The 22245-nt window shown below is 40.3% G+C and carries 16 protein-coding genes and 1 tRNA gene; 4 read left to right on the forward strand and 13 right to left on the reverse strand.

The features are described 5' to 3' along the window. Positions 1-26: 26 nt before the first annotated feature. Positions 27-103, reverse strand: a tRNA-Pro gene (locus ACNSN3_RS10020). A gap of 348 nt (positions 104-451) precedes the next feature. On the opposite strand from ACNSN3_RS10020, the gene folD reads away from it, so the two are divergent. Beyond that, the gene (gene folD, locus ACNSN3_RS10025; RefSeq protein WP_008111045.1) at positions 452-1306 is read left to right on the forward strand and encodes a bifunctional methylenetetrahydrofolate dehydrogenase/methenyltetrahydrofolate cyclohydrolase FolD; all 855 of its coding nucleotides are present in this window, start codon (positions 452-454) and stop codon (positions 1304-1306) included. 31 nt (positions 1307-1337) lie between these two features. Here the strand turns inward: folD and ACNSN3_RS10030 are convergent, their stop codons facing one another. Together ACNSN3_RS10030 and cysS are read right to left on the reverse strand one after the other, a co-directional pair. Further along, a complete protein-coding gene (locus ACNSN3_RS10030) occupies positions 1338-2234 on the reverse strand; it encodes an EamA family transporter (RefSeq protein WP_054202399.1) in 897 nt (298 codons plus the stop codon). A 188-nt stretch (positions 2235-2422) separates the two neighbouring features. After that, complete coding sequence (gene cysS, locus ACNSN3_RS10035; protein ID WP_008111049.1) at positions 2423-3802, reverse strand: cysteine--tRNA ligase; 1380 nt, start codon at positions 3800-3802, stop codon at positions 2423-2425. A gap of 154 nt (positions 3803-3956) precedes the next feature. Here cysS and ACNSN3_RS10040 point away from each other — a divergent pair, with 154 nt between their 5' ends. Both ACNSN3_RS10040 and ACNSN3_RS10045 read left to right on the forward strand, forming a co-directional pair. Then, positions 3957-4448, forward strand: coding sequence for a peptidylprolyl isomerase (locus ACNSN3_RS10040; protein WP_418607226.1), 492 nt, complete (start codon positions 3957-3959; stop codon positions 4446-4448). A 67-nt stretch (positions 4449-4515) separates the two neighbouring features. Then, on the forward strand, positions 4516-5250 hold the full coding sequence (locus ACNSN3_RS10045) for a UDP-2,3-diacylglucosamine diphosphatase (RefSeq protein ID WP_054202398.1): 735 nt from the start codon (positions 4516-4518) through the stop codon (positions 5248-5250). A 12-nt stretch (positions 5251-5262) separates the two neighbouring features. On the opposite strand, the gene ACNSN3_RS10050 is transcribed toward ACNSN3_RS10045, so the two are convergent. The 3 genes from ACNSN3_RS10050 to miaE form a co-directional block, all read right to left on the reverse strand. Next, the gene (locus ACNSN3_RS10050; protein ID WP_054202397.1) at positions 5263-7200 is read right to left on the reverse strand and encodes a sensor histidine kinase; all 1938 of its coding nucleotides are present in this window, start codon (positions 7198-7200) and stop codon (positions 5263-5265) included. Continuing rightward, a complete protein-coding gene (locus ACNSN3_RS10055) occupies positions 7193-9427 on the reverse strand; it encodes an EAL domain-containing protein (protein ID WP_054202396.1) in 2235 nt (744 codons plus the stop codon). The genes ACNSN3_RS10050 and ACNSN3_RS10055 overlap by 8 nt, the downstream gene beginning before the upstream one ends. A 192-nt stretch (positions 9428-9619) precedes the next feature. Next, complete coding sequence (miaE, locus tag ACNSN3_RS10060; protein WP_054202395.1) at positions 9620-10399, reverse strand: tRNA isopentenyl-2-thiomethyl-A-37 hydroxylase MiaE; 780 nt, start codon at positions 10397-10399, stop codon at positions 9620-9622. A 199-nt stretch (positions 10400-10598) separates the two neighbouring features. Here miaE and ACNSN3_RS10065 point away from each other — a divergent pair, with 199 nt between their 5' ends. Continuing rightward, a complete protein-coding gene (locus ACNSN3_RS10065) occupies positions 10599-11198 on the forward strand; it encodes a Yip1 family protein (protein ID WP_008111059.1) in 600 nt (199 codons plus the stop codon). Positions 11199-11276: 78 nt separating this feature from the next. Here ACNSN3_RS10065 and purF read toward each other — a convergent pair whose 3' ends face one another. The 7 genes from purF to ACNSN3_RS10100 form a co-directional block, all read right to left on the reverse strand. Further along, positions 11277-12803 carry an amidophosphoribosyltransferase gene (purF, locus tag ACNSN3_RS10070; RefSeq protein WP_008468349.1) on the reverse strand — a complete coding sequence of 509 codons (1527 nt, stop codon included), beginning with the start codon at positions 12801-12803 and terminating at the stop codon, positions 11277-11279. An 18-nt stretch (positions 12804-12821) separates the two neighbouring features. Then, complete coding sequence (locus ACNSN3_RS10075; RefSeq protein ID WP_008111063.1) at positions 12822-13316, reverse strand: CvpA family protein; 495 nt, start codon at positions 13314-13316, stop codon at positions 12822-12824. 228 nt (positions 13317-13544) lie between these two features. Next, a complete protein-coding gene (locus ACNSN3_RS10080) occupies positions 13545-14171 on the reverse strand; it encodes an SPOR domain-containing protein (protein ID WP_054202492.1) in 627 nt (208 codons plus the stop codon). An 11-nt stretch (positions 14172-14182) separates the two neighbouring features. After that, positions 14183-15448: a bifunctional tetrahydrofolate synthase/dihydrofolate synthase gene (folC, locus tag ACNSN3_RS10085; RefSeq protein ID WP_054202394.1), complete on the reverse strand. Its 1266-nt coding sequence runs from the start codon at positions 15446-15448 to the stop codon at positions 14183-14185. Between the two features lie 25 nt (positions 15449-15473). Continuing rightward, positions 15474-16349: an acetyl-CoA carboxylase, carboxyltransferase subunit beta gene (gene accD / locus ACNSN3_RS10090; RefSeq protein WP_008111068.1), complete on the reverse strand. Its 876-nt coding sequence runs from the start codon at positions 16347-16349 to the stop codon at positions 15474-15476. 163 nt (positions 16350-16512) lie between these two features. Further along, complete coding sequence (truA, locus tag ACNSN3_RS10095; protein ID WP_008111070.1) at positions 16513-17307, reverse strand: tRNA pseudouridine(38-40) synthase TruA; 795 nt, start codon at positions 17305-17307, stop codon at positions 16513-16515. A gap of 169 nt (positions 17308-17476) precedes the next feature. Further along, positions 17477-22132, reverse strand: a complete 4656-nt coding sequence (locus ACNSN3_RS10100; RefSeq protein ID WP_418607231.1) for a FimV/HubP family polar landmark protein — start codon at positions 22130-22132, stop codon at positions 17477-17479. Between the last annotated feature and the right edge of the window lie 113 nt (positions 22133-22245).

The raw sequence follows: 22245 nt of genomic DNA on the forward strand, positions 1-22245 counted from the left end.
TAAATTGTTATGAGTAAACATAAAAATGGTCGGCGATGCAGGATTTGAACCTGCGACCCCTTGGACCCAAACCAAGTGCGCTACCAAACTGCGCTAATCGCCGATACTTACTATTGTCTGCGAGTGACCTCGTTGACAACGGGGTGCATAATAGTGATTTGACCGGGTTAGGTCAAACGTTTTTTTAAGAAAACAAATCAATTGCTCATTTTTAGTTCATAATGGTCAAATATTACGATACAGGGATAAAATTTAAACTCTTTTTTATAATTCGGGGGGTTATAATTTAAAAGCAACTTGGCGCTCAACCGCTTTTCTGCGAAAATAGCTGCCATATTAAAAAATGAGTAAGGTGAAGGTCTTTTTCTTTATCGGCATTTTAACCCCTATATATGCATTCGTTTTTTAAATGTATCGGTATCAAGTTAATTAACCTAATTAAAGGTCACCCATGACGGCAAACATCATTGATGGTAAAGCAGTAGCAAAACAAGTACGTAGCGCAGTGGCTGAACGAGTTTCAGAACGTGTTGCACAAAACCTTAGAGCCCCAGGATTAGCTGTGGTGCTTGTTGGACAAGACCCAGCAAGCCAAGTTTACGTTGGTTCAAAGCGTAAAGCCTGTGAAGAAGTGGGTTTTATTTCTAAATCATTTGATTTACCTGCAGACACAACAGAGCAAGCGCTATTAGCATTAATTGATGAATTGAATGTTGATGGCGAAGTTGACGGTATTTTAGTACAACTTCCTTTACCTGCAGGCCTAGATGCAGAAAAAATTCTTGAGCGTATTACCCCGCATAAAGATGTTGATGGCTTTCATCCTTATAACATTGGTCGTTTGGCGCAGCGAATGCCTGCCCTTCGCCCATGTACGCCAAAGGGTATTATCACCTTATTAGATTCAACGGGTGTGCGTTACAAAGGTATGCACGCAGTGGTTGTGGGCGCCTCTAATATTGTGGGCCGCCCTATGTCACTTGAATTATTGTTAGCTGGCTGTACAACTACTGTTTGCCATAAGTTCACGCAAGATTTAGAAACCCATGTTCGCCGTGCTGACTTACTGGTTGTTGCTGTAGGCAAACCAGAGTTTATTCCTGGTGATTGGATAAAAGAAGGCGCAATTGTTATTGATGTGGGTATTAACCGTTTAGACAACGGTAAGTTAGTGGGTGATGTTGAATACGCCGTTGCAGAGCAAAAAGCTGACTTTATTACCCCTGTACCTGGTGGTGTAGGCCCAATGACTGTTGCCAGTCTAATTGAAAATACGTTAGAAGCGTGTGAGAAATATCACAGCTAATAAATAAAAAATATAGTAATGAAAAGCCCGCTTAATTGCGGGCTTTTTGTATCATCATTCTTCGTTTTATTAAGTCCAAGCCTTGTGGCAAAACCGAAAACACGATCATCAATAACATAATTGCATATTGCCAACTTGCATACTGCTCGTTAATTAATATTCCGGCACATAAAATACCGGCAATTGGGTTGGCTATAGTGCCAAAAGTAAACTCAACTACTGACATTCGCCCTAATAACCAAACATATAGGATGTAAGCCAAAGCAGTATTAGGGACCACTAGCCAAAATAACGCCAGCCATTGCGTGGTATTTATTGATGCAGTTAAAAATTGATACTGCTGAGGGGCAAAATAAAAAGCTTGAACCATAGCCGCAATTGCTAGCAAACTACCACCAATGATTAGCTGCCACGTGAGTACCGTCCACCAGTGTACTTTAGCCGTTACTTTTTTTACCAGCGTACTGCCTATCACAATAGTTAATAACGCCCCTATCAGCGCTAAAACCCCCAAAACATTAAGTGCTACATGTTGTGGATCAAATAAGCGCCATGCTAAAACCACTAAAGCAAGGGCACAAAAACCTTGCACCAGCGCTGGCTGTTGTCGCTTTACAAGCCATGCATATAATAATGCAACCACAGGGACAGATACCATTCCCACGCCTGCGATAGCTGCTGGTAGGTTAATTGCCATTACAAAAATAAAGCTAAAAAATAACGCAATATTAATTGCGCCGATCAGAAAAATGCCTGGCCATTGTTTAGCCGTTGGCCAAGAAGGTTTAAACAGCAACAACAATAAACCGGCAGGAAGTGCGCGTATGGCACCTAATAAGATTGGTGGCCACTCTGGGGTTGCGTACTTAGTCACTGCATAAGTCGTGCCCCATAAAAAAGCAGGGATCATGGCAAGTAGAATATTCATTAATTTTCCATTTTTAAATTGATGAATGCGAGTTTAAAACCTCAACTATGATTGAGGTCAACAGCGTCAATTTTATTAAAAACATAATCAATTTAATGCAATTGATATAACCAAAAAAGGGTTACCCTATGGTAACCCTTTTTTTGTGATCAGCGCGTTATGGCTAAATCTGCCAAGGTCGACAAACCCTATGCTTTACGCCACGTTGTTTTTCCCGCTGAATCTTCAAGTATTACACCCAGTGCATTTAAAGCATCGCGAGCTTCATCTGCTGCAGCCCAATTTTTACTGGCACGTGCGTCATTACGTTTGACTATCAGTGCCTCAATTTCAGCCACTTCATCGTCGTTTTGACCGCCTTGTAAAAATGCCTCTGGTGCTTGCTGAGCAATACCAAGTATTTCACCTAAGCTGCGTAGAACAAAGGCTAAATGTCCTGCTTTTTCGCTATCACTTTCTTTTACTCGGTTTAGCTCTTTAGCAACTTCAAATACAACCGGTAATGCTTCTGGCGAATTAAAGTCATCATTCATAGCTTTTCTAAACTTAGCTACATACTCATTACCCTCAAGCTCACATTCAACTGGCTCAACACCACGTAATGCCGTGTAAATACGCTCAAGTGATGAACGTGCTTGGTCTAAGTTTTCTTGCGAGTAATTAAGTTGACTGCGGTAATGGCCAGAAATTAAAAAGTAGCGAACCGACTCAGCATCGTATTGCTTTAATACTTCACGAACGGTAAAAAAGTTATCTAATGATTTAGACATCTTTTCTTTGTTCACTTGAACCATACCGGTGTGGATCCAAGTATTGACGTATTGACCGTTATTAGCACAGCATGATTGCGCAATTTCGTTTTCGTGATGTGGGAACTGTAAATCTGAACCACCACCATGAATATCAAAGTGCTCACCTAGGTGCTTTGAACTCATCGCTGAACATTCTATATGCCACCCAGGGCGCCCCTCTCCCCAAGGTGAAGACCACGATGGCTCCCCTGCTTTAGCTTTTTTCCATAAAACAAAATCAAGAGGATCGTCTTTATCTTGCGCTACTTCAACACGTGACCCCGATTGCAGCATAGTTAAATCTTGCTGCGAAAGTGCTCCGTATTGCTCAAAGGTTGATACATCAAATAAAACGTCGCCATCGGCTGCAACATAAGCATGGCCTTTGGCAATCAAACGCTCAACCATAGCAATAATTTCATCCATGTGACCTGTAACCGTTGGCTCTACATCAGGACGTAGCATATTTAAACTGTCAAAGTCTTCATGCATGGCTTTAGTCATACGCACGGTTAAGTCGTTAATCGCCTCACCGTTTTCATTTGCGCGCTTAATAATTTTATCATCAACATCGGTAATATTACGTACGTACTTTAAGTCGTAACCTAAATGACGAAGATAGCGAACAATCACATCAAAACCCACAAATGTGCGTGCATGGCCAATGTGACAGTAATCATAAATGGTGATACCACACACATACATGTCGATTTTTCCATCGACCATAGGTTTAAATTGTTCTTTTTGGCGTGTCAGTGTGTTGTATATTTGTACCATTTAGTTGCTTTCCTTCACGATTAACAGAAAAGCTATGTTACCACTTGCTAAGCATGGGCTCTAGCGGTTTATAACAAACATAACATCTACTTTGTTAATCTGAGTCAACTACGATAAAATAGCACCAATATTTAAACCAGCTATAGGAAACCTCATGGTTGTTCTACACACAAACTTTGGTGATATCACCATTAAAATGCACGAAAGCGAAGCTCCAAATACAGTAAAAAACTTTTTAGAGTATGCAAACTCAGGTTTTTATAACGGCACTATTTTTCACCGTGTAATTGATGGTTTTATGGTTCAAGGCGGTGGTTTTGCATCGGGCATGGAACAAAAAGAAGTAAACGACCCAATTGAAAATGAAGCTAACAACGGCCTATCTAACAAAGTAGGTACTTTAGCAATGGCGCGTACGCCTGATCCACACTCAGCTACAGCGCAATTTTTCATTAACGTGAATAACAACGACTTTTTAAACCACAACAGCGAAACATCGCAAGGTTGGGGTTACTGTGTGTTTGCTGAAGTAGTAGAAGGCATGGACGTAGTAAATAAAATCAAAGGTGTTGCTACAGGTAGCAATGGTTTTCACCAAGATGTACCACTTGAAGATGTGGTAATTGAAAGTGTAACTGTAAGCTAAAACCCCCTTATTCTTCACAGAATACATAAAGCGGGTATTCACCCGCTTTTATTTAACTGGAATCACCATGACTCGCCAAACCTACTTTATTGCCGATTTACATTTGAGTGAAAATCGCCCTGATATTACAGCGGCATTTTTTAAATTTTTACACTCCCATATTGCTCCTCAAAAAGTAGATGCGCTGTATATTTTAGGTGATTTTTTTGAAGTGTGGGTTGGTGACGATTATGTTAGCGAACTATCAGCAGCAGTTTCCAAACAATTAAAAGCAGTTAGTAACTCGGGTATCCCCATTTATTTTGTACACGGTAATCGCGATTTTATCATGCGTGAAAAATACGCCAATATGGCAGGAATGACTCTACTCGATGAGCAAACAGTGATCGACCTTTACGGCACTCCCACTGTAATTTTACATGGTGATGAAATGTGTACTCAGGATATTGAGTATCAAAAGTTTCGTCAAAAAAGTCGTGGTTGGTGGTGGCCCAAATTAATGCTTGCTATGCCATTATGGTATCGAAAGAAAATAGCCCGTGATGCACGTGAAAAAAGTAAACTTAGTCAAGCAGACAAACCTATAGAAATACTTGATGTAGTGCAAAGCGCTGTATTAGAGACCTTTGCTAAGCATAACGTGGCTAATATGATCCACGGCCATACTCACCGCCCTAATGTACATACCTATGAAGTTAATAACCAAACCCTAACTCGCACTGTGTTAGGCGATTGGTATACTCAAGGTTCATATTTAGTGGTTACCCCCGAGTCACAACAATTAATTTCAACGCCTTTATAACGCTCCTAACAATTAATTGTAATGAGTTTTTGTGGCAAGCTCTGGCAGTAAAATAACAAATTGTGTTTTGTAGTCTTCATTACCGCCTAGATCAGATTGCAACGAAATCTCCCCTTTTAAAACTTGAGTTACCCATTGATAAACCATATATAAACCTAAACCCGTGTTACCTTTACCTCTAGCTGTAGTATAAAAGGGTTCAAATATATCTGCCTTTATCTCAGCGTTAATACCTTTACCATTATCTGACACGCTCAGCCTCACCCTATTATTAGTCGCTTGTTCAACTTTTATTTCAATTACGCCCTCCTGCTTTTCATCAAAAGCGTGATTTAGCGCATTGATCACTAAGTTTTCAACAACCTGAGAAATGATACCCGGCAAACTAACCACTTGTTTATTAAGTGAAAAAATAGTTTTCACTTTTATCGGCGAGCTTTTTAACCTAGAGTTTAATGTCAATAATAACTCTTGAATGATTTTTTCAATATCACATGCAATAAACTCATCATTATGGCGGTCAATCGCCATTTTTTTAAAGTTTTTCACCAACACCGCTGTTTTATTTAAGTTAACTTTTGCCAGTGCTAAGTTCTCTCCAATGCGTGTAGTTGTGTCTTCTAGGGTTGATTTAGTTAGCCCTTGCGTCATGGCTTCATTTAATTTATTCAATGCCATATCGGCATTAGAAACCGAAATAACGGCTCCTCCAATCGGGGTATTCATCTCATGGGCAACACCAGCAACTAACAACCCGAGTGAAGATAATTTTTGCGCTTCAATTAACCCCTCTTGTAATTTTTGTTGTTGTTTAATCGTTTCGTCAAGCTCTCGATTGACAATGCCCAGCTCTACTTTTTCTATATGCAACTTATGCGACAGAGTTAATAACTGGTTTTGAAACCTATACTCACGATAAATAAAGCCAAAACTTACTAAGCAGAGTACGCTGCTGCATAAAAGAGCTAGCTTTAATGCGACTTTTTGCGCGCTTAATAGAAGTTCATCGGGGCTACTGATAAGAATAATTAACTCTTTATCGGTGTTACTGATCTTTTCTGTGTTTTCACGTAGCGAAAAAATAGAAAAACGTCTATATGTATAAAGACTATTATTAAAAAAATGCGAACCATACTCGACTTTGCCATCAATAATTTGCTGCCAAAGCCGTGGTTCTTGAATGGCAAGCGTTTGCTCATTCTTACCATACATAAACCCCCACTCTAAGCGAGAATCTTTATTTAACAACCAAAAACCATCATGATTCAAAATGCTGATATGAGTACTTTCTTGGCTATAGCTTTTGATCTGATTAAATAGATAATCTAAGTTAAAATTGACCACCAATAGGCCATCTAAAAAGTAATTTTCTTCGCTAGTACGGTAGGTTACACGGATTGTTGGTTGGTGTGGTTTTATAATTTTGTTGCGTTCTATGTTTAAATCTATTTCTGTAGCAAAAATATCAGGCGCACTAATTTGCATCCCTTTTTGAAAGTAGTAACGGTTTTGCTTATTTTGCAACCCATCGGGCGCTACAATTTCGCCTGCACCATTCACTACATTAATACGGTATTGCTCCTGACCTTGAGTATCAAGCCAGCGGATTTGCGAGATATTATTAGAGATAGCGGCGAAATTTAAAAAATAGTTATTTACCTCATCTCTGATTTGTTCTTGTTGAAAGGGTTTGCCTTGTTTATCACTTTTTAATGCGGGTCCCTGTGCCAGTATAAGCGTGAGCTTTTTAATACTGCTGAGCTCTCTGGAAAAATCACTACTTATAAGTACTAACTTTTCATCTTGTTTGGTTTTTATGGTGTTTATTTTTTCTTGATATACTTGTTCATAAATAAGCCAGCCAACAAATAAAGTAATAAATAAACTAAACAAAGACTTTATCAGCACACTTTTTTTTGAGCCGACCGGCAAGCTGTTAAGGCTATTCATTCGCACTCACTTCAAACTGTTTTAGCCACACTATTAAATCTTTGAAAAATAATGGCTTAGCAAAGTAGTAACCTTGAGCCGTTTCACACCCCTGCTGTTGTAACCACTGGGCCTCAAATTCATTCTCAACGCCTTCAGCAATCACCGAAAAGTCAAATTGCTTTGCCAAAGACAATATCATCTTAATCATGTATTGATTATTGTCATTAAACTCAAGGTCACTAACAAAGTAGCGATCTATTTTTATCGACGTAGACGGTATTTCATTAATGTGAGCCAAAGACGAATACCCTGTACCAAAGTCATCAATACTGACTTTCATACCCAAAGCAATGAACCGCTCAAGCGCTTCTTTAATTAAACTATAGTTGCTTATAGCTTGTGTCTCTGTCACCTCTAGCTCAAGCATAGAAGGCAAAATACTGTATTCTTCAATTTTAGTTTTTATTTGTTCAAAGTAGCTTGGTTCAACTAAATCATAAGAGGATGCATTAAATGCAACGGGTAAGTTGCAGCCTTGCTCTTTAAGTTGATTAATAGTCTCTAGTATTTTCTCAAAAATTACATGGTCTAGTTCATTAATTAATCCGGCTGTTTCAGCTAATTCTATAAATTCGTCGGGGGGAACAAAACTACCATCGGCTCTTTGCCACCTAGCGAGCGCTTCGAAACCAGCTGGTTTCAAGGTTGATAAGCTGATTTTGGGTTGTAATGCCACCTCTAAACTTTTATTACCTATAGCCGTTCTAAGCTCAGCCATCAACTCATAGCGACGAGTAATCTGATCTGTTTTTTCCTCAGTATGCTGAATATACTTTGCTTGGTTTGCCACCGTATAGTTAAGACTAGACTCTGCTAAGCTAATCACTTTTTCAGGTGTTAAGTTTAAAGCAGCGCTTAACTTCAACTCCAATATACGCACATCAATATATTGCTTCACCTGTTCAATTTCGAACTTTTGCTTATTTTGAAAGTAACTAATTGCATCAGAGATATCAAAGTCAACGCTGACTAGCATGCCAAATGTTTTATTACTAATTAATGCTATGCGTGGTTCATACTTAGCAAAAGAATCAACTATACTCTGGTAAACTAGCTTCATTAATTTATTACAAAAGTCATTCCCGAAAGTAAACGCTTTTTCATCAAACTGATAAATATCAAAAATGACTAATCGCGTTTTTAGCCGCTCATGGGCATTCATATTCTTTATTTCACGGGTTAGCCAGTTACGGTTTTGCAAGTTAAGTGATACGTCGGTGTAAGCAAGTTCAGTTAAGCGATTCAACAACGAAATATTAGCAAATCCCGTGCTAACATTTTCACTAAATACTTTAAGTAAATATTCATTTTGCTCATTGATAGGGTTATCAGATTTTACAATCGTTATGTAGTCAGTATCCTGACCTTGCAAAGTATGCGTTTCGAAAAAAAACACACTGTGATTTTTTGAGAATATATGACGACGCTCTCTGGTCGCTTGTTTAAAATCTTGCAGCATTTCTGCAGGCAGGTTAGGTTCCACAGGTTGCCCTTTAGTGCCACTAAAGCAACCATGTGTAGAAAGTATTAAACTTTCAGAGCCAGGGTTTGTATTACTCGAGCAGAAAATACCGCCGCCTTCGGTTATTTTTAAAATATTACTAATTTCTTTAAGCACAGCATAAGAAAAAGAGGCCATGTCATGCTTACCGTTAATACTTCTAGACGCGTCTAGTACCAACTGTAAACCTTGTTTGGCTGACTTGATTTGTGAAATATATTCCCAAGTGCGCATGTTACTATTAACAATTGATTGCAGCTTCTCGGCAGAAATATCTGATTTATTCCAGTATTCATCGATATCAAGTACTTTCATGATATCGCTCTCTGGCGCAAAACCAGGTTGGCCTGTTAACAGCACAATACGCATTTCTGCGTTACCAATAACCTCTCGAATAGTATTTACTAAACGCAGACCTGAGTCATCCTCCTCCATTACTACATCTATAAATATGAGTGCGATGTCTGGATGCATACTCAGCGCAAGAGCAGCCTCAGGCACAGAATTTGCTGTTAAAAGCTCGTATTTATAACCATCCTTGGCTTTTAATTCTTTTAAGCTATTAACTAACGCGTTCTGATAATCAAGGTCATCCTCAACGGTTAATATTTTCCATGCTTTCAGCTCTGTATCTGCTTGTTCTTCTTCAGCTGCAAATACAAATAATCCCTCTTTATCTTGCATATCTTCTCACCCAATAATAAATAAGGTATGACCTTGTTATTAAAATGAATTACAAAGCAATAAGTTAAATAATTTAAATAGTTATTCTAATATTAGGTGAGGGTATTGGATGTGTCTAATTTAAAAAGAATTTAATTAAAATTAGCTGCTACAACAGTTTGCTGTTTAACTGGTAGCAGCTTTATGTGTAAATTATGCGGGTTGTTGGCAAGCAGTAATAGGTACGCCGCTATGAAATTTGAAGTCTTCATCGTCTGATGTAATTAGATGCGCTTCTATTTCAGCAAATTCTTTTACCCGCTCGGTAATATCAAAGTCAGCAATTTCTTGAGCAAGGGTTAAGTAATCTTGATAATGGCGAGCCTCTGAGCGAAGCAGTGAAATATAAAAGTCCCCTAAGCGTTTATCTACATGCGGGGCAAGCGCAGCAAAACGTTCACATGAGCGCGCTTCTATGTACGCACCTACAATAAGTTTATCAACTAATGCATTGGGCTCAAACGTTTTAACATTACGTAACATACCTTTAGCGTAACGACATGGGGTTATACTTTTATATTCAACGCCGTATTCATCCATAATTTCCAACACTTGATAAAAGTGATGCAACTCTTCTTTTATTAACATCACCATTTTATCAATTAAGTCTTGTCCATAAGGTGAGTTAGATTTAGGAATAATAGACTTTGTCAGTTTATTTTTAGCCGCTAAATCACGCCAGTTCCCCTCACGTTTATAAATAAGCGTTTCAAACGGTTTTAGCCACTCAAGCAGTGCATCACTGCTGTCTTTATCTACCGCATACTTACGGATTAAAAACATGGCACTTTGTGCCGCTTTTAGCTCACAAATTAAATGATCAATTAATATGATGGGTAAATTTTCTTTTTTGGTCGCCTGTTCAACCCACTCATCGGGGGTACTGCATAATAAAAAGTTGTTAATTGGCTCTAAAAGCTGGCTATGTGGCACGCTGACTACTCATTGCTATAAATTGCGATTATGTATTTTAACACGAAATAACGCCCTGAATAAAATAAACACACGCCCTTATTACAAGCATGTGGATAACTTGACTTTGCTTAGTTACTGAACCATAACTAAATGGACTGTATAAAAAACAAACCAACTATAACCAAACAGTAATATATCCTTTTATGGAGAGCACGCAATGATACTAAATCACCTATGGGGCTTATACGCCCACCCACTCGAAGAGTGGCAAACAATTGATAACCGTCACGAAAGCTTAACCTACAGCTTATCGCACATTTTGCTAATCGCTTTATTTCCCTCAGCAATGGGATACTACTCATCGGTTTATCTAGGCTGGAGTATAGGCACAGGTAACCCAGTTTTTTTAACCCATGAAAGCGCACTGATGATTGGTGCGGCTATGTATGTTGCTTTAATTGGCGGTGTATTTGCACTGGCCTACTTAGCGCATTGGATGGCGGTTACTTTTGGTGCTAAACCAACCTTTACCCAAACTATCGAGCTGGCAGCGTATACCGCAACACCGGTGTTTATGTCGGCATTGGCTGCCTTTTGGCCTGAGTTGTGGTTTGTGGTGTGTGTTGGGTTAGTGGCACTCGCTTACTCAGTTTATTTACTGTATACCGGCGTCCCTATTTTGATGCACATTCCGCAGGAGCGCGGCTTTATTTATGCAAGCTCTGTTGTCACCTGTGGATTAATTCTACTTGTTATTATTTTAGCGCTTACCGCCATGCTATGGACCAACGGTATAATCAGCCCTATGTTTACCTAAAAATTGAAAAACAAAAAAGGAGCGATTAAGCTCCTTTTTTTGTAACGCCGATAATGCTATCAGGCAGTATTATCACGGTTAATCAGATTCGTTTTCATCTTGGTTATGTATTTCTAAACCAGACGACATCGCGTTTTCGCGGGTGCTTTTAGCAGAATCGTTACGTAGCTTATCAATACGATTTAGATAGTCTTGATCAACATCGCCAGTAATGTATTGTCCATCAAACACTGACGTTTCAAACTTAGTGATTTCAGGGTTTTCTTGGCTAACTGCAGCAATTAAATCACTTAATGATTGAAAGATTAAACCATCAGAACTAATGCTTTGGTTAATATCTTCTACTTCACGGCCATGTGCAATTAGTTCAGCCGCCGATGGCATATCTATGCCGTATACATTTGGAAAGCGTATTTCCGGTGCAGCTGACGCAAAGTAAACATTTTTAGCACCAGACTCGCGTGCCATCTCAACTATTTGTGCTGAGGTAGTACCACGTACAATTGAATCATCAACAAGTAGGACATTTTTACCTTTAAACTCACGGTCAATTGCATTGAGTTTTTGACGTACCGATTTTTTACGTAGCTCTTGGCCTGGCATAATAAACGTACGGCCAATATAGCGATTTTTAACAAATCCTTGGCGGTAAGGTAAATCAAGTACCCGTGCCATTTCTAAAGCGATATCACATGAAGTTTCTGGGATAGGAATAACGACATCAATGTCTTTATCGGCCCACTCACGTGCTACTTTCTCGCCTAGTTTTGTTCCCATATTTACACGTGCAGCATAAACCGACATGCGGTCAATGGTTGAATCCGGGCGCGCAAAGTAAACAAATTCAAAAATACATGGTGAGTAAGACACTTTATCTGCACAGGTAAAAGAATGAAACTCGCCTTTTTCAGTCACGTAAATAGCTTCGCCTGGGGCAACGTCACGAATAAACTCAAAGCCATCTGGCTTTAACGCCACACTCTCTGATGCAAACATATATTCAGTACCGGCAGCAGATTCACGTTTACCAAATACTAAAGGACGGATACCATTTGGATCGCGAAACGCCACAATACCATGACCGATAATCATAGCTATAGTTGCATAACCACCCGTCACTTTATTGTTAACTTCAGTAACCGCTGTAAAAATATCTTCAGGGTCTAATTTTAGTTTGTCTGGCTTACTTAGCTCATGTGCCATGATGTTAAGTAAAATCTCAGAATCAGAGGTAGTATTAACATGGCGACGTGCCTCTGAAAATAACTGCTCTTTTAACGACTCTGCATTGGTTAAGTTACCATTATGGGCAAGTGCTATACCAAAAGGAGAGTTCACGTAAAACGGCTGAGCCTCTGACGAGCTTGAAGAACCCGCTGTTGGGTAGCGCACATGGCCAATGCCAATGTTGCCTTGCAAACGTTTCATATGACGAGTGTGAAATACATCTTTCACTAGGCCATTTGCTTTGCGCAAGCTAAATGTATTGTTCTCAATAGTTATGATACCCGCAGCATCTTGGCCACGGTGTTGCAAAACGGTTAAGCCATCATAAATCGCCTGATTAACTGGCGATGTTCCGACTATTCCAACGATACCACACATGTAATTTATCCTCGCCGATTAACGGTTTACTGAATTTAAAAAGCTCGAGTTGTTTTCTAGGTACGAAAAGAACCATTCAACTACAAAGCCAAATTCTGGAATCAAAATAGAGTTGCCCCACCAATGCGTATTTGGCGCACCAGTAAAAGCATCAAGAAAGAAGAGTAACGCGCTCACGACCAACACGCCTCGAAGAGCACCAAACACCACACCAAAAACACGGTCTGTGCCGGATAATCCGGTTCGCTGTACAAGCTCACCTAAAATATAGTTTAGTAAACCGCCTAACAATAGCGTCGCAAAGAATAATATGGCAATGGCCGCTGCATTTCTTAAAAGGGGTTCAGAAATGGATGTTAGGAAGGAAGCTAAATATTGATAAAATAAGCTGGAGATGATGAAAGCCCCTGCCCATACCGCTAATGACATAGCTTCTTTAACAAAGCCGCGTATTAAACCGATGATGGTAGAGAGTGCAATAATGCCAATAATGGCGTAATCAACCCAGATCATAAGAACCAATTAGTCGCTAATTTTGGGCGCATTCTATACCTAAACCTCCCAGTGATGCAAGTTTAAGCGTGAGATTGCAGGTGAGTAAAAACATGCAGTTTTTAGATAAAAAATAGTGTGAAATATACAGGCTAAAAGTAGGTAGAGATCTAGTCTTAACTTATGGAGTATAAGTTAGGTAAATGTGCAATATTAAGTTATAAGCACACCCACCTATTAGCAACTCAGTTATTTTGCCACTTCAAATTGAGTAACTTTACCGTTTAGTTTAGTTAGTTCTTTCAGCGCGGGAAGTTGGGACTGCAGCTCATTTTTACTTAATGACGGCCCTACAAATACTTTAGTTAACGTACCATTTGGCGTTTTAATTGGCCTAGTAAAGCTTTTAAAACCTTTCGTTTTTAGCTTTGCTTGCAACGCTTTTACATTTGCCGCATGAGAAAAACTACCAAGCTGAATGACATACGCCATACTTGTTAAGTTTTCATTGGTATTACGCGTAGCGTTATTTTGCTCGGTAGTGACTGTGCCTTGCTTTGTATCGGCTATGACCGCTTCAACCATTGCTGGCTGTGCAGTAACGTCAGTTTCAGCAGAGCTGTTTTGTTGCTCAAATGCAGCATCATCAGGCTGAATATTTTCAATTTCATCCTCTTTTAATGGTTCTGCATTTGCCACTTGCTGATCAATTGATTCTTGTAAATCAATGGTCTTGAACTCAGAGCGTTCTGGAATCGCTTTAAAGCCTTCTTTATAGTGCACTTTTTCACCATCGAGTATATTGGGAATAAACACAATTGCTGCGATCACCACAATACTTGTTCCGACTAAGCGATTAATAAAACCTGAGTTCACCGACATCCTCTCTATTTTTTAAAGTAATGAATAGCGCCAGCCACGGTAAAAAATGAGCCAAATACAATCAATAGTGTATTACTTGGCTGGCTTGGCAAAATAGCATCCAATGCTACCTCTACGTTGCTATAACCCTGTTTAAAATGACTATTGGGTATACTTGAAAGCGCCTGTTGAAGATGAGCTGCACTATCCCCTCGCGGGCCATCTAAGCTAGCCAACGACCATTCATCGACTACATCAGCCACTTCTTTAAGCACACCGACTTTATCTTTATCAGCAAGCATAGCGGCTAATGCATGAATTTTAAAGCCTTTATCTTTATAGCTTGCTAACTTAGTTGCTAAATAACGTGCCGATTCAGGGTTATGTGCCACATCTGTGTACACTAATGGCGACTCACTTAATTGTTGAAAGCGCCCTTCTACCACTAAGTTGGCTATGCACTGAGTTATCACTTCATCACTTGGTAATAAATCTAGCACCGACAATGTCGTTAACGCAGTGGCCACATTTTGACACGGGATGGCCGGTTTAGGTAAATCGAGATTATGTGTTTTAAATTGCCAACTAAAACTTTGCTCATGCTCTTTAAAAATAAAGTCACTACCCGATAACACCATATTAGCGTTAATTTCTTTGCCATAATCGGTCATTGTATGCGGAATATTTAAATCCCCAATAATTGCCGGAGTACTCTCTCTAAAAATTCCCGCCTTGTCATAAGCCACCAGCTCACGGGTATCACCTAAATATTCTTTATGATCTAAATCGATGGTGGTGATCACACTAGCAAATGGGGTAACAATATTGGTCGCGTCAAAACGCCCGCCCAAACCGACCTCTAACAACACGTAGTCAACTTCTAAGCGTTTAAATATAGCCAACGCGCCTAAGGTACCATATTCAAAATAGGTTAATGGTGTGTCACCACGCCCTTGCTCTAGTAAATTAAACGCATCGACATGGTATTGATCGTCAAGCTCTGCCCCATTAACGCGTACACGTTCGTTATAGCGAACTAAATGAGGTGAAGCATAGGTGCCAACACAATAACCCTGGGCTAATAATAATGACTCTAAACAACGTGCTGTTGTTCCTTTGCCATTGGTGCCTGCAATAAGAATGATTTTACTTGAGGAAGTTAAAAGCTCTATGTTGTTAGCAACACGAGCAACGCGCTCTAAGCCCATTTCTATATTAGCAGGGTGAACACTCTCTAAATAACAAAGCCAATCATCAAGGCTTGATGATTGGCTAGGAATTGTTTTTGTCATAGCATGTAATCAGTAAAGCTGAAATTTACGCTACTCTATGCTCTTGTTCCGTAGAAGGCAAGTTCATAAACTTTGCTAAGATACGTGCTAGCGTATCGCGCATTTCTCGACGGTCAATAATCATGTCGATTGCGCCGTGCTCTAATAAAAACTCACTGCGTTGGAAACCCTCAGGCAGTGTTTCACGCACGGTTTGTTCAATAACACGCGGACCTGCAAAACCAATCAAAGCTTTAGGCTCTGCAACATTAATATCACCAAGCATTGCCAATGATGCTGATACACCACCCATTGTTGGGTCAGTCATTACCGAGATGAACGGTAGGCCTTTTTCGGTCATTTTAGCAAGTGCAGCACTGGTTTTAGCCATTTGCATAAGTGACATTAGCGCCTCTTGCATACGTGCACCGCCCGATGCAGAAAAACAAATCAGCGGCATATTATGCTCTAAACATTGGTCAACCGCGTCAACAAAGCGAGCACCTACAACCGATGCCATTGAGCCACCCATAAATGAGAATTCAAATGCAACTGCAGCAACCGGAATACCTTTTAAGTTCCCTTTCATTGCAACCAGTGCGTCTTTTTCACCGCTTGACTTTTGAGCTGCATTAATACGATCTGAGTATTTTTTAGAGTCTCTAAATTTAAGCACATCTTTAGGTTCGTGTTGAGCGCCTAATTCATGACGGTCACCGTCATCTAAAAATTGTTCAAGACGCTTACGACCACTAACACGCATATGATGGTCGCACTTAGGGCATACATTTAGTGATTTTTCTAATTCTGCTTTATATAAAATTGAATCACATGACGTACATTTAGCCCATACACCTTCTGGAATTTCTTTACGACCTGAAGATTTAGTCGTTTTTGGTAAGATTTTTTCTAGCCAACTCATTTGCAACTCTCTTAATGCTGTTCTGTGTCGCGAGTCTACATGTTAACCATGCAAACAAATTTTTCCAATTAAAACATGAATTACGCTATCAAGGTATAAAAAACTGGTCTTAGTAGTTAGCCCTACGAATAATAGCGTATAAAAATAACCACCTGATTACCTTTTAAATATCGGTATCGGCTAAAAACAATGGCCCCAACGGCGTTCTAGGAATATTAAAGTGTTCTGGGTAATCAACATCTACTAAATATAAACCCGCCGCTTTTGCTGTGGCGCTCGCTTTGGCACGCTCTTTAACATCTAGCAACTCTTTTAACCAAATTGGTTCATGTTTATGTAAACCGATATCCATTAAACACCCGGTAATATTACGTACCATATGGTGTAAAAACGCATTGGCTTTAATGTCAATAATGACATAAGCACCTTGGCGCTGTACCGATAAATGATGAATCGTTCGCGTTGCCGTATTAGCTTGGCAGTGAAGCGCTCTAAACGATGTGAAATCGTGCTCACCTAATAAATATTGGCAAGCCTGCTGCATTTTCACTTCATCTAAAGGATGATGAAAGTGGGTAACACCTTCATTTAATACCGCACCACGAAACGCATAATTATAAATCACATAACGATAACGACGAGCAGTTGCACTAAAGCGAGCATGAAAGTCTTCAACCACAGGCTGGGCAAAACGAATAGCAATGTCTTTTGGTAATAAGGTATTCATGCCTAATGTAAAGGCCACCATTTCACGCTCAGCATGGGTATCAAAATGCACAACTTGACCAGTGCCATGCACGCCGGCATCGGTGCGCCCTGCACATACAATTTCAACCGGATGATTACAAATGCGCGACAACGCTTTTTCTACTTCTTGTTGTACGCTATTTACATGAGATTGACGCTGCCAACCACTGTAACGCGCGCCGTTGTATTCTACTCCAAGTGCTACTCGCATAATTACTGCTTTACCTACTGTGCTAATCGACGCTGCATTTTATGCTATATGGCGTTCCAATAAAAGCAGCGAACTAAGGTTCCTAACTATGCGATACAAAAAACCCGTTATTAGTGTTAGCCAATAACGGGTTTTACAGCTTAGATATCCTTTTCAGGATTAGCTATTGTTAGTTTTTCAGCTTAGCTTTTAGATTTTGTGCTTCTTCTTGCACATCGTCTGGGCCATTATTAATAATCTCATCTAAAATTTTAACTGCCGAGTCAGCATCATCGATCTCTATATATGCGTGAGCAAGATCAAGCTTTGCCGAGTAACCACCACTTTGAGTATCAACATCCATAGGGTTATCACCAGCAAGTAGTGAATCGTAGTCACCCAAACCAACATCCATATCGACGTCGGTGTAAGGTTCGTGATCTGTATCCGCATCATCACTTTGCTCTAGTAATGCATCAATATCAACAAAGTCATCTTGATCTAATGGCTCAGTAACCTCAGATTGCTCAATGGGCTCTTGCAACGATGGTGCTTTATCATCAGCTAAATCTTCATTAAGTAAGCTATTAAAATCAACATCGAATTCACTGCTATCGCTTAAATCAACATCATCAGGTTCAGCCAACTCATTCAGTAATGAATCAAAATCTGTTTGTGTTAAATCAGCCATGAACTCATCATCTAGCTCATCATCTGAAATCATTTCTGATTCTGATGGTACTGACGTTTGCGTTAAATCAGCTTCACGATCAGCATTTGTTTGCTGATCGGTAAATTCAGCTGACTCTGTTAACGCATCAAGTTGATCATCGTCAAAATTATCATTAGAGCTAACAACTTGCTCATCTGAAGCTTGTTCAGTCAGATCTGCAGACTCTGAAATATCATTATCTAAAGCTTGCTCTATATCTAACTCTGAAAACTCGTTGTTAAGTAACAGCTCATCATCAAAGTCATCTTCTAGGCTATCGAGATCGTTACCTGCTGATAGAGCATTAGCAAGATCTTGCTCTGCTTGACTGGGAGACATGCCTGAGGCATCACCATCTAAATTATCACCTTGTAGCTCTTGTGGTGTTAAAGATTGTTGTTCCTCATCAGATAAAGGCAGTTCATCATCCAGCTCTAACTCAGGATACTCCTCAAGTTCTTCACTTGGGGTGATTATTTCAGGCTCATATAGCTCATCGTCTTCTGACGATAAATCGTTGCTTTGGATATCGCCAGCAAGCGGATCATCGCCTAAATCAATTTCCTCTTCATCAAGATCATCGTCTAAGTCATCCATTGACCAATCAGGTACTTGTTCATCCTCATCGCCTGTTTGCTCAAGCTCACTTAAAAGATCATCGACACTTTTGAAGTTTTCATCGTTGTATTCGTCAAGCGCATCTTCTGGGTCGAGTAAAGTAGAAGACGTATCGGTAAAATCATCTTCTGATCCAACATCAGGCTCTGCTTCAAGTTCTGGCTCTACTTCAAGCTCAGGCTCTGCTTCCAGTTCAGGCTCGGCTTCAAGCTCAGGCTCGACTTCAAGCTCAGACTCTGCTTCAAGTTCAGGCTCTACTTCAAGCTCAGGCTCGACTTCATGTTCAGGCTCTGCTTCAAGCTCTGGCTCGACTTCAAGCTCAGACTCTGCTTCAAGCTCAGGCTCGGCTTCAAGTTCTGGTTCGGCTTCAAGCTCAGGCTCTACTTCAAGTTCAGGCTCTACTTCAAGTTCAGGCTCTGCTTCAAGTTCAGGCTCAGCTTCAAGTTCAGGCTCTACTTCAAGTTCAGGCTCTGCTTCCAGTTCAGGCTCTGCTTCAAGTTCAGGCTCTACTTCAAGCTCAGGCTCGACTTCAAGTTCTGGCTCGCCTTCAAGCTCAGGCTCGACTTCAAGCTCAGGCTCGACTTCAAGCTCAGGCTCGACTTCAAGCTCAGGCTCGGCTTCAAGTTCAGGCTCTGCTTCAAGCTCTGGTTCGGCTTCAAGTTCTGGCTCTACTTCAAGTTCTGGCTCTACTTCAAGTTCAGACTCGGCTTCAAATTCAGGCTCGACTTCAAGTTCAGGCTCTGCTTCAAGCTCTGGCTCTGATTCAAGTTCAGGCTCGGCTTCAAGCTCAGGCTCTGCTTCTGGTTCAGATTGCTCGTCTAAGCCATCAACTGACCAATCAGGTGCTTCTACATAATCATCACTTGTTTGTTCTAACTCGCTCAGTAGCTCATCAACGCTATCGAGGTTTTCATCATTGTACTCATCAAGCGCGTCTTCTGGATCGAGTAAATTAGAAGACGTATCGGTAAAATCATCTTCTGATTCAACATCAAGTTCAGGCTCAGCTGCAGTTTCTGACTCAGCTGCAACTTCAGGCTCTGACTCTACTTCAATTTCAGGCTCTACTTCAAGTTCAGGCTCAGCTTCAATTTCTGGCTCTACCTCAGGCTCAGGCTCAGGCTCAGGCTCAGGCTCAGGCTCAGGCTCAGGCTCAGGCTCAGCAAAAGATGAAGCGATAGATTCTACATCTTCACTATTTAACTCTTCTTGCGCGTCAGTTAAATCTTCAATTGAGTCCGCCAATGCATGATCTATTTCAGAATCATGAACATCACTTTCAGGTTGCTCAGTATCTAGTACATCGTCAATATCTACTTCGTCTTCTTCAACTAAGCTGTCGATATCTGGCTCTTCAATTTGAGCTTCAGTAGTAGTTGGTTGCTCAGCATCGAGCAATTCATCAATATCAACTTCATCGTCTTCTTCAACTAAGCTGTCGATATCTGGCTCTTCAGTTTGAGCTTCAGTAGACGGTTGCTCAGCATCGAGCAATTCATCAATATCAACTTCATCGTCTTCTTCAACTAAGCTGTCGATGTCTGGCTCTTCAGTTTGAGCTTCAGTAGTTGGTTGCTCAGCGTCGAGCAAACCATCAATATCAACTTCATCATCTTCTTCAACTAAGCTGTCGATATCAGGCTCTTCAGTTTGAGCTTCAGTAGTTGGTTGCTCAGCATCGAGCAATTCATCAATATCAACTTCATCGTCTTCATCAACTAAGCTGTCGATATCTGGCTCTTCAATTTGAGCTTCAGTAGTTGGTTGCTCAGCATCGAGCAATTCATCAATATCAACTTCATCGTCTTCTTCAACTAAGCTGTCGATATCAGGCTCTTCAGTTTGAGCTTCAGTAGCTGGTTGCTCAGCATCGAGCAAGTCGTCAATATCAAACTCGTCGCCCTCTTCAACTAAGCTGTCGATATCTGGCTCTACGCTTTGATCTTCAGTAGCCGGTTGCTCAGCATCGAGCAAGTCATCAATATCAAACTCGTCATCTTCATCAACTAAGCTGTCGATATCTGGCTCTTCGCTCTGATCTTCAGTAGCTGGTTGCTCAGCATCGAGTAAACTGTCTATATCAAACTCGCCATCATCAGCTTGTGCTGTTACATCATCTGCTTGTTCATTATTCTCATCAAGCAAGTCGTCAATGTTAAAGTCTTCGCCCTCTTCAGCAAGTTCTTCACTAAGTGCTGCCATATCATCATTCGATTCACCTTTAGGTTCATCTGGCAGAGCATCGTCGTCTTCTTCGTCAAACAGGCTATCTAAGTCATCTGAACTTAAAATATCATCCGATTCGTCAAGATTAATTGTATCGCCCGTTTCATCTTCATCTGAGCTATCAAAGTCTTGTTGCATGAAAACATCAAGTTCATCGTCTTCGGTATTTTCGTCTTCAAAAACAACATCATCACTGAGTAGGCTTTCTAACTCATCTTGATCTAGAAGACTGTCGTCGTCGAGATCATCGTTTAAATCAACATCATCATCGAGTAACACGTCATCCATGTTATCGTCTAGTTGCACACTTATATCATCAAGTGGATCGGGGGCTGGCGCTTCATCAAGAGTGGGCTCTGGCACTTCATCTATCGGATCAGTAAAAGCAGGTGCTTGTGGAATAAACTCATCATCGTCACTTTCAGGCTCTTGATTATTACTTCGCTTACGCAACCACATAACAACGGCAAAAATGATCAATAAAGCCGGAATGGTCATTAATAAAATCAGCACTAAAGGATTCGAAAGTAGCGCGGCAAAGCTAAATTCACTCTCTTGCTCTACCTCTTTTAATTTTTGCTGCGCAATAATCTCATTTTGCTTAAGGATTAATTCTTTTAACTGTTGCTGTATTTCACTGTCTTGACCAAGCTGTAAGCGAACGTTTTCTAACTCGTTTGAAATACCTGTAAGCTGTTTTTTTAGGTTGTTGTTTTCAACTAAGATCTCTTCTACGTTGCTAACTGAACTTTTAAACTGCTGCTGAAGCTCAACTAATTTATTACCTTGGTCTGTTTTTATCGCTTTTAATTCTTGTTGTAACTCTTTTTTAGCTTCATCAACATCAGCTTTGCGAGCTTGCGTGACTTGTGTTTGTGCTGAATTAATTTCTGCTTGAGTAAGCGTACCATTTTTCTTTTTTTCCCACAGGTCATCATCTTGCTCAGAGCGTTGCTTAGCTAATTGCGGGTTTACTCGTCTAATTTCTGCCAAAGTAGGTATCTTTAAATAAGAACCGCTTCGCATGTGATTTAAATTTTGTTCTAAAAATGAGTTGGGGTTTTTGTTATACAAGGCCTGCATAACTTGGTAAATGCTAACTGAATTATCGGGACGAACCTTAACGGCAATGCGCCAAAGTGTATCGGTTGGTTTTATTGGCCCAATAGAACGCCCCTGTGCGCCGTAATCTGCGCCTTTGGGCCCTCTTAATTGAGTACTGTCTTGAGAGTAAACAGTCGTTACCATCAGTGCAGACGCTAATATAATAAGTGAAACGAAACCGCGCATGCTGATCCTTTAATGTTTAAATGTTAACACAGCGCTTTCAATTGGCGCTTAAACATTGATTATTCTTGCCGTTGTTAACCACGTGGCTAACGCACATTTTTATTACAATCTAT

This window comes from Pseudoalteromonas sp. US3C1004 (genome assembly GCF_048401065.1).
In the GTDB taxonomy this organism is placed as follows: Bacteria; Pseudomonadota; Gammaproteobacteria; order Enterobacterales; family Alteromonadaceae; genus Pseudoalteromonas; species Pseudoalteromonas undina.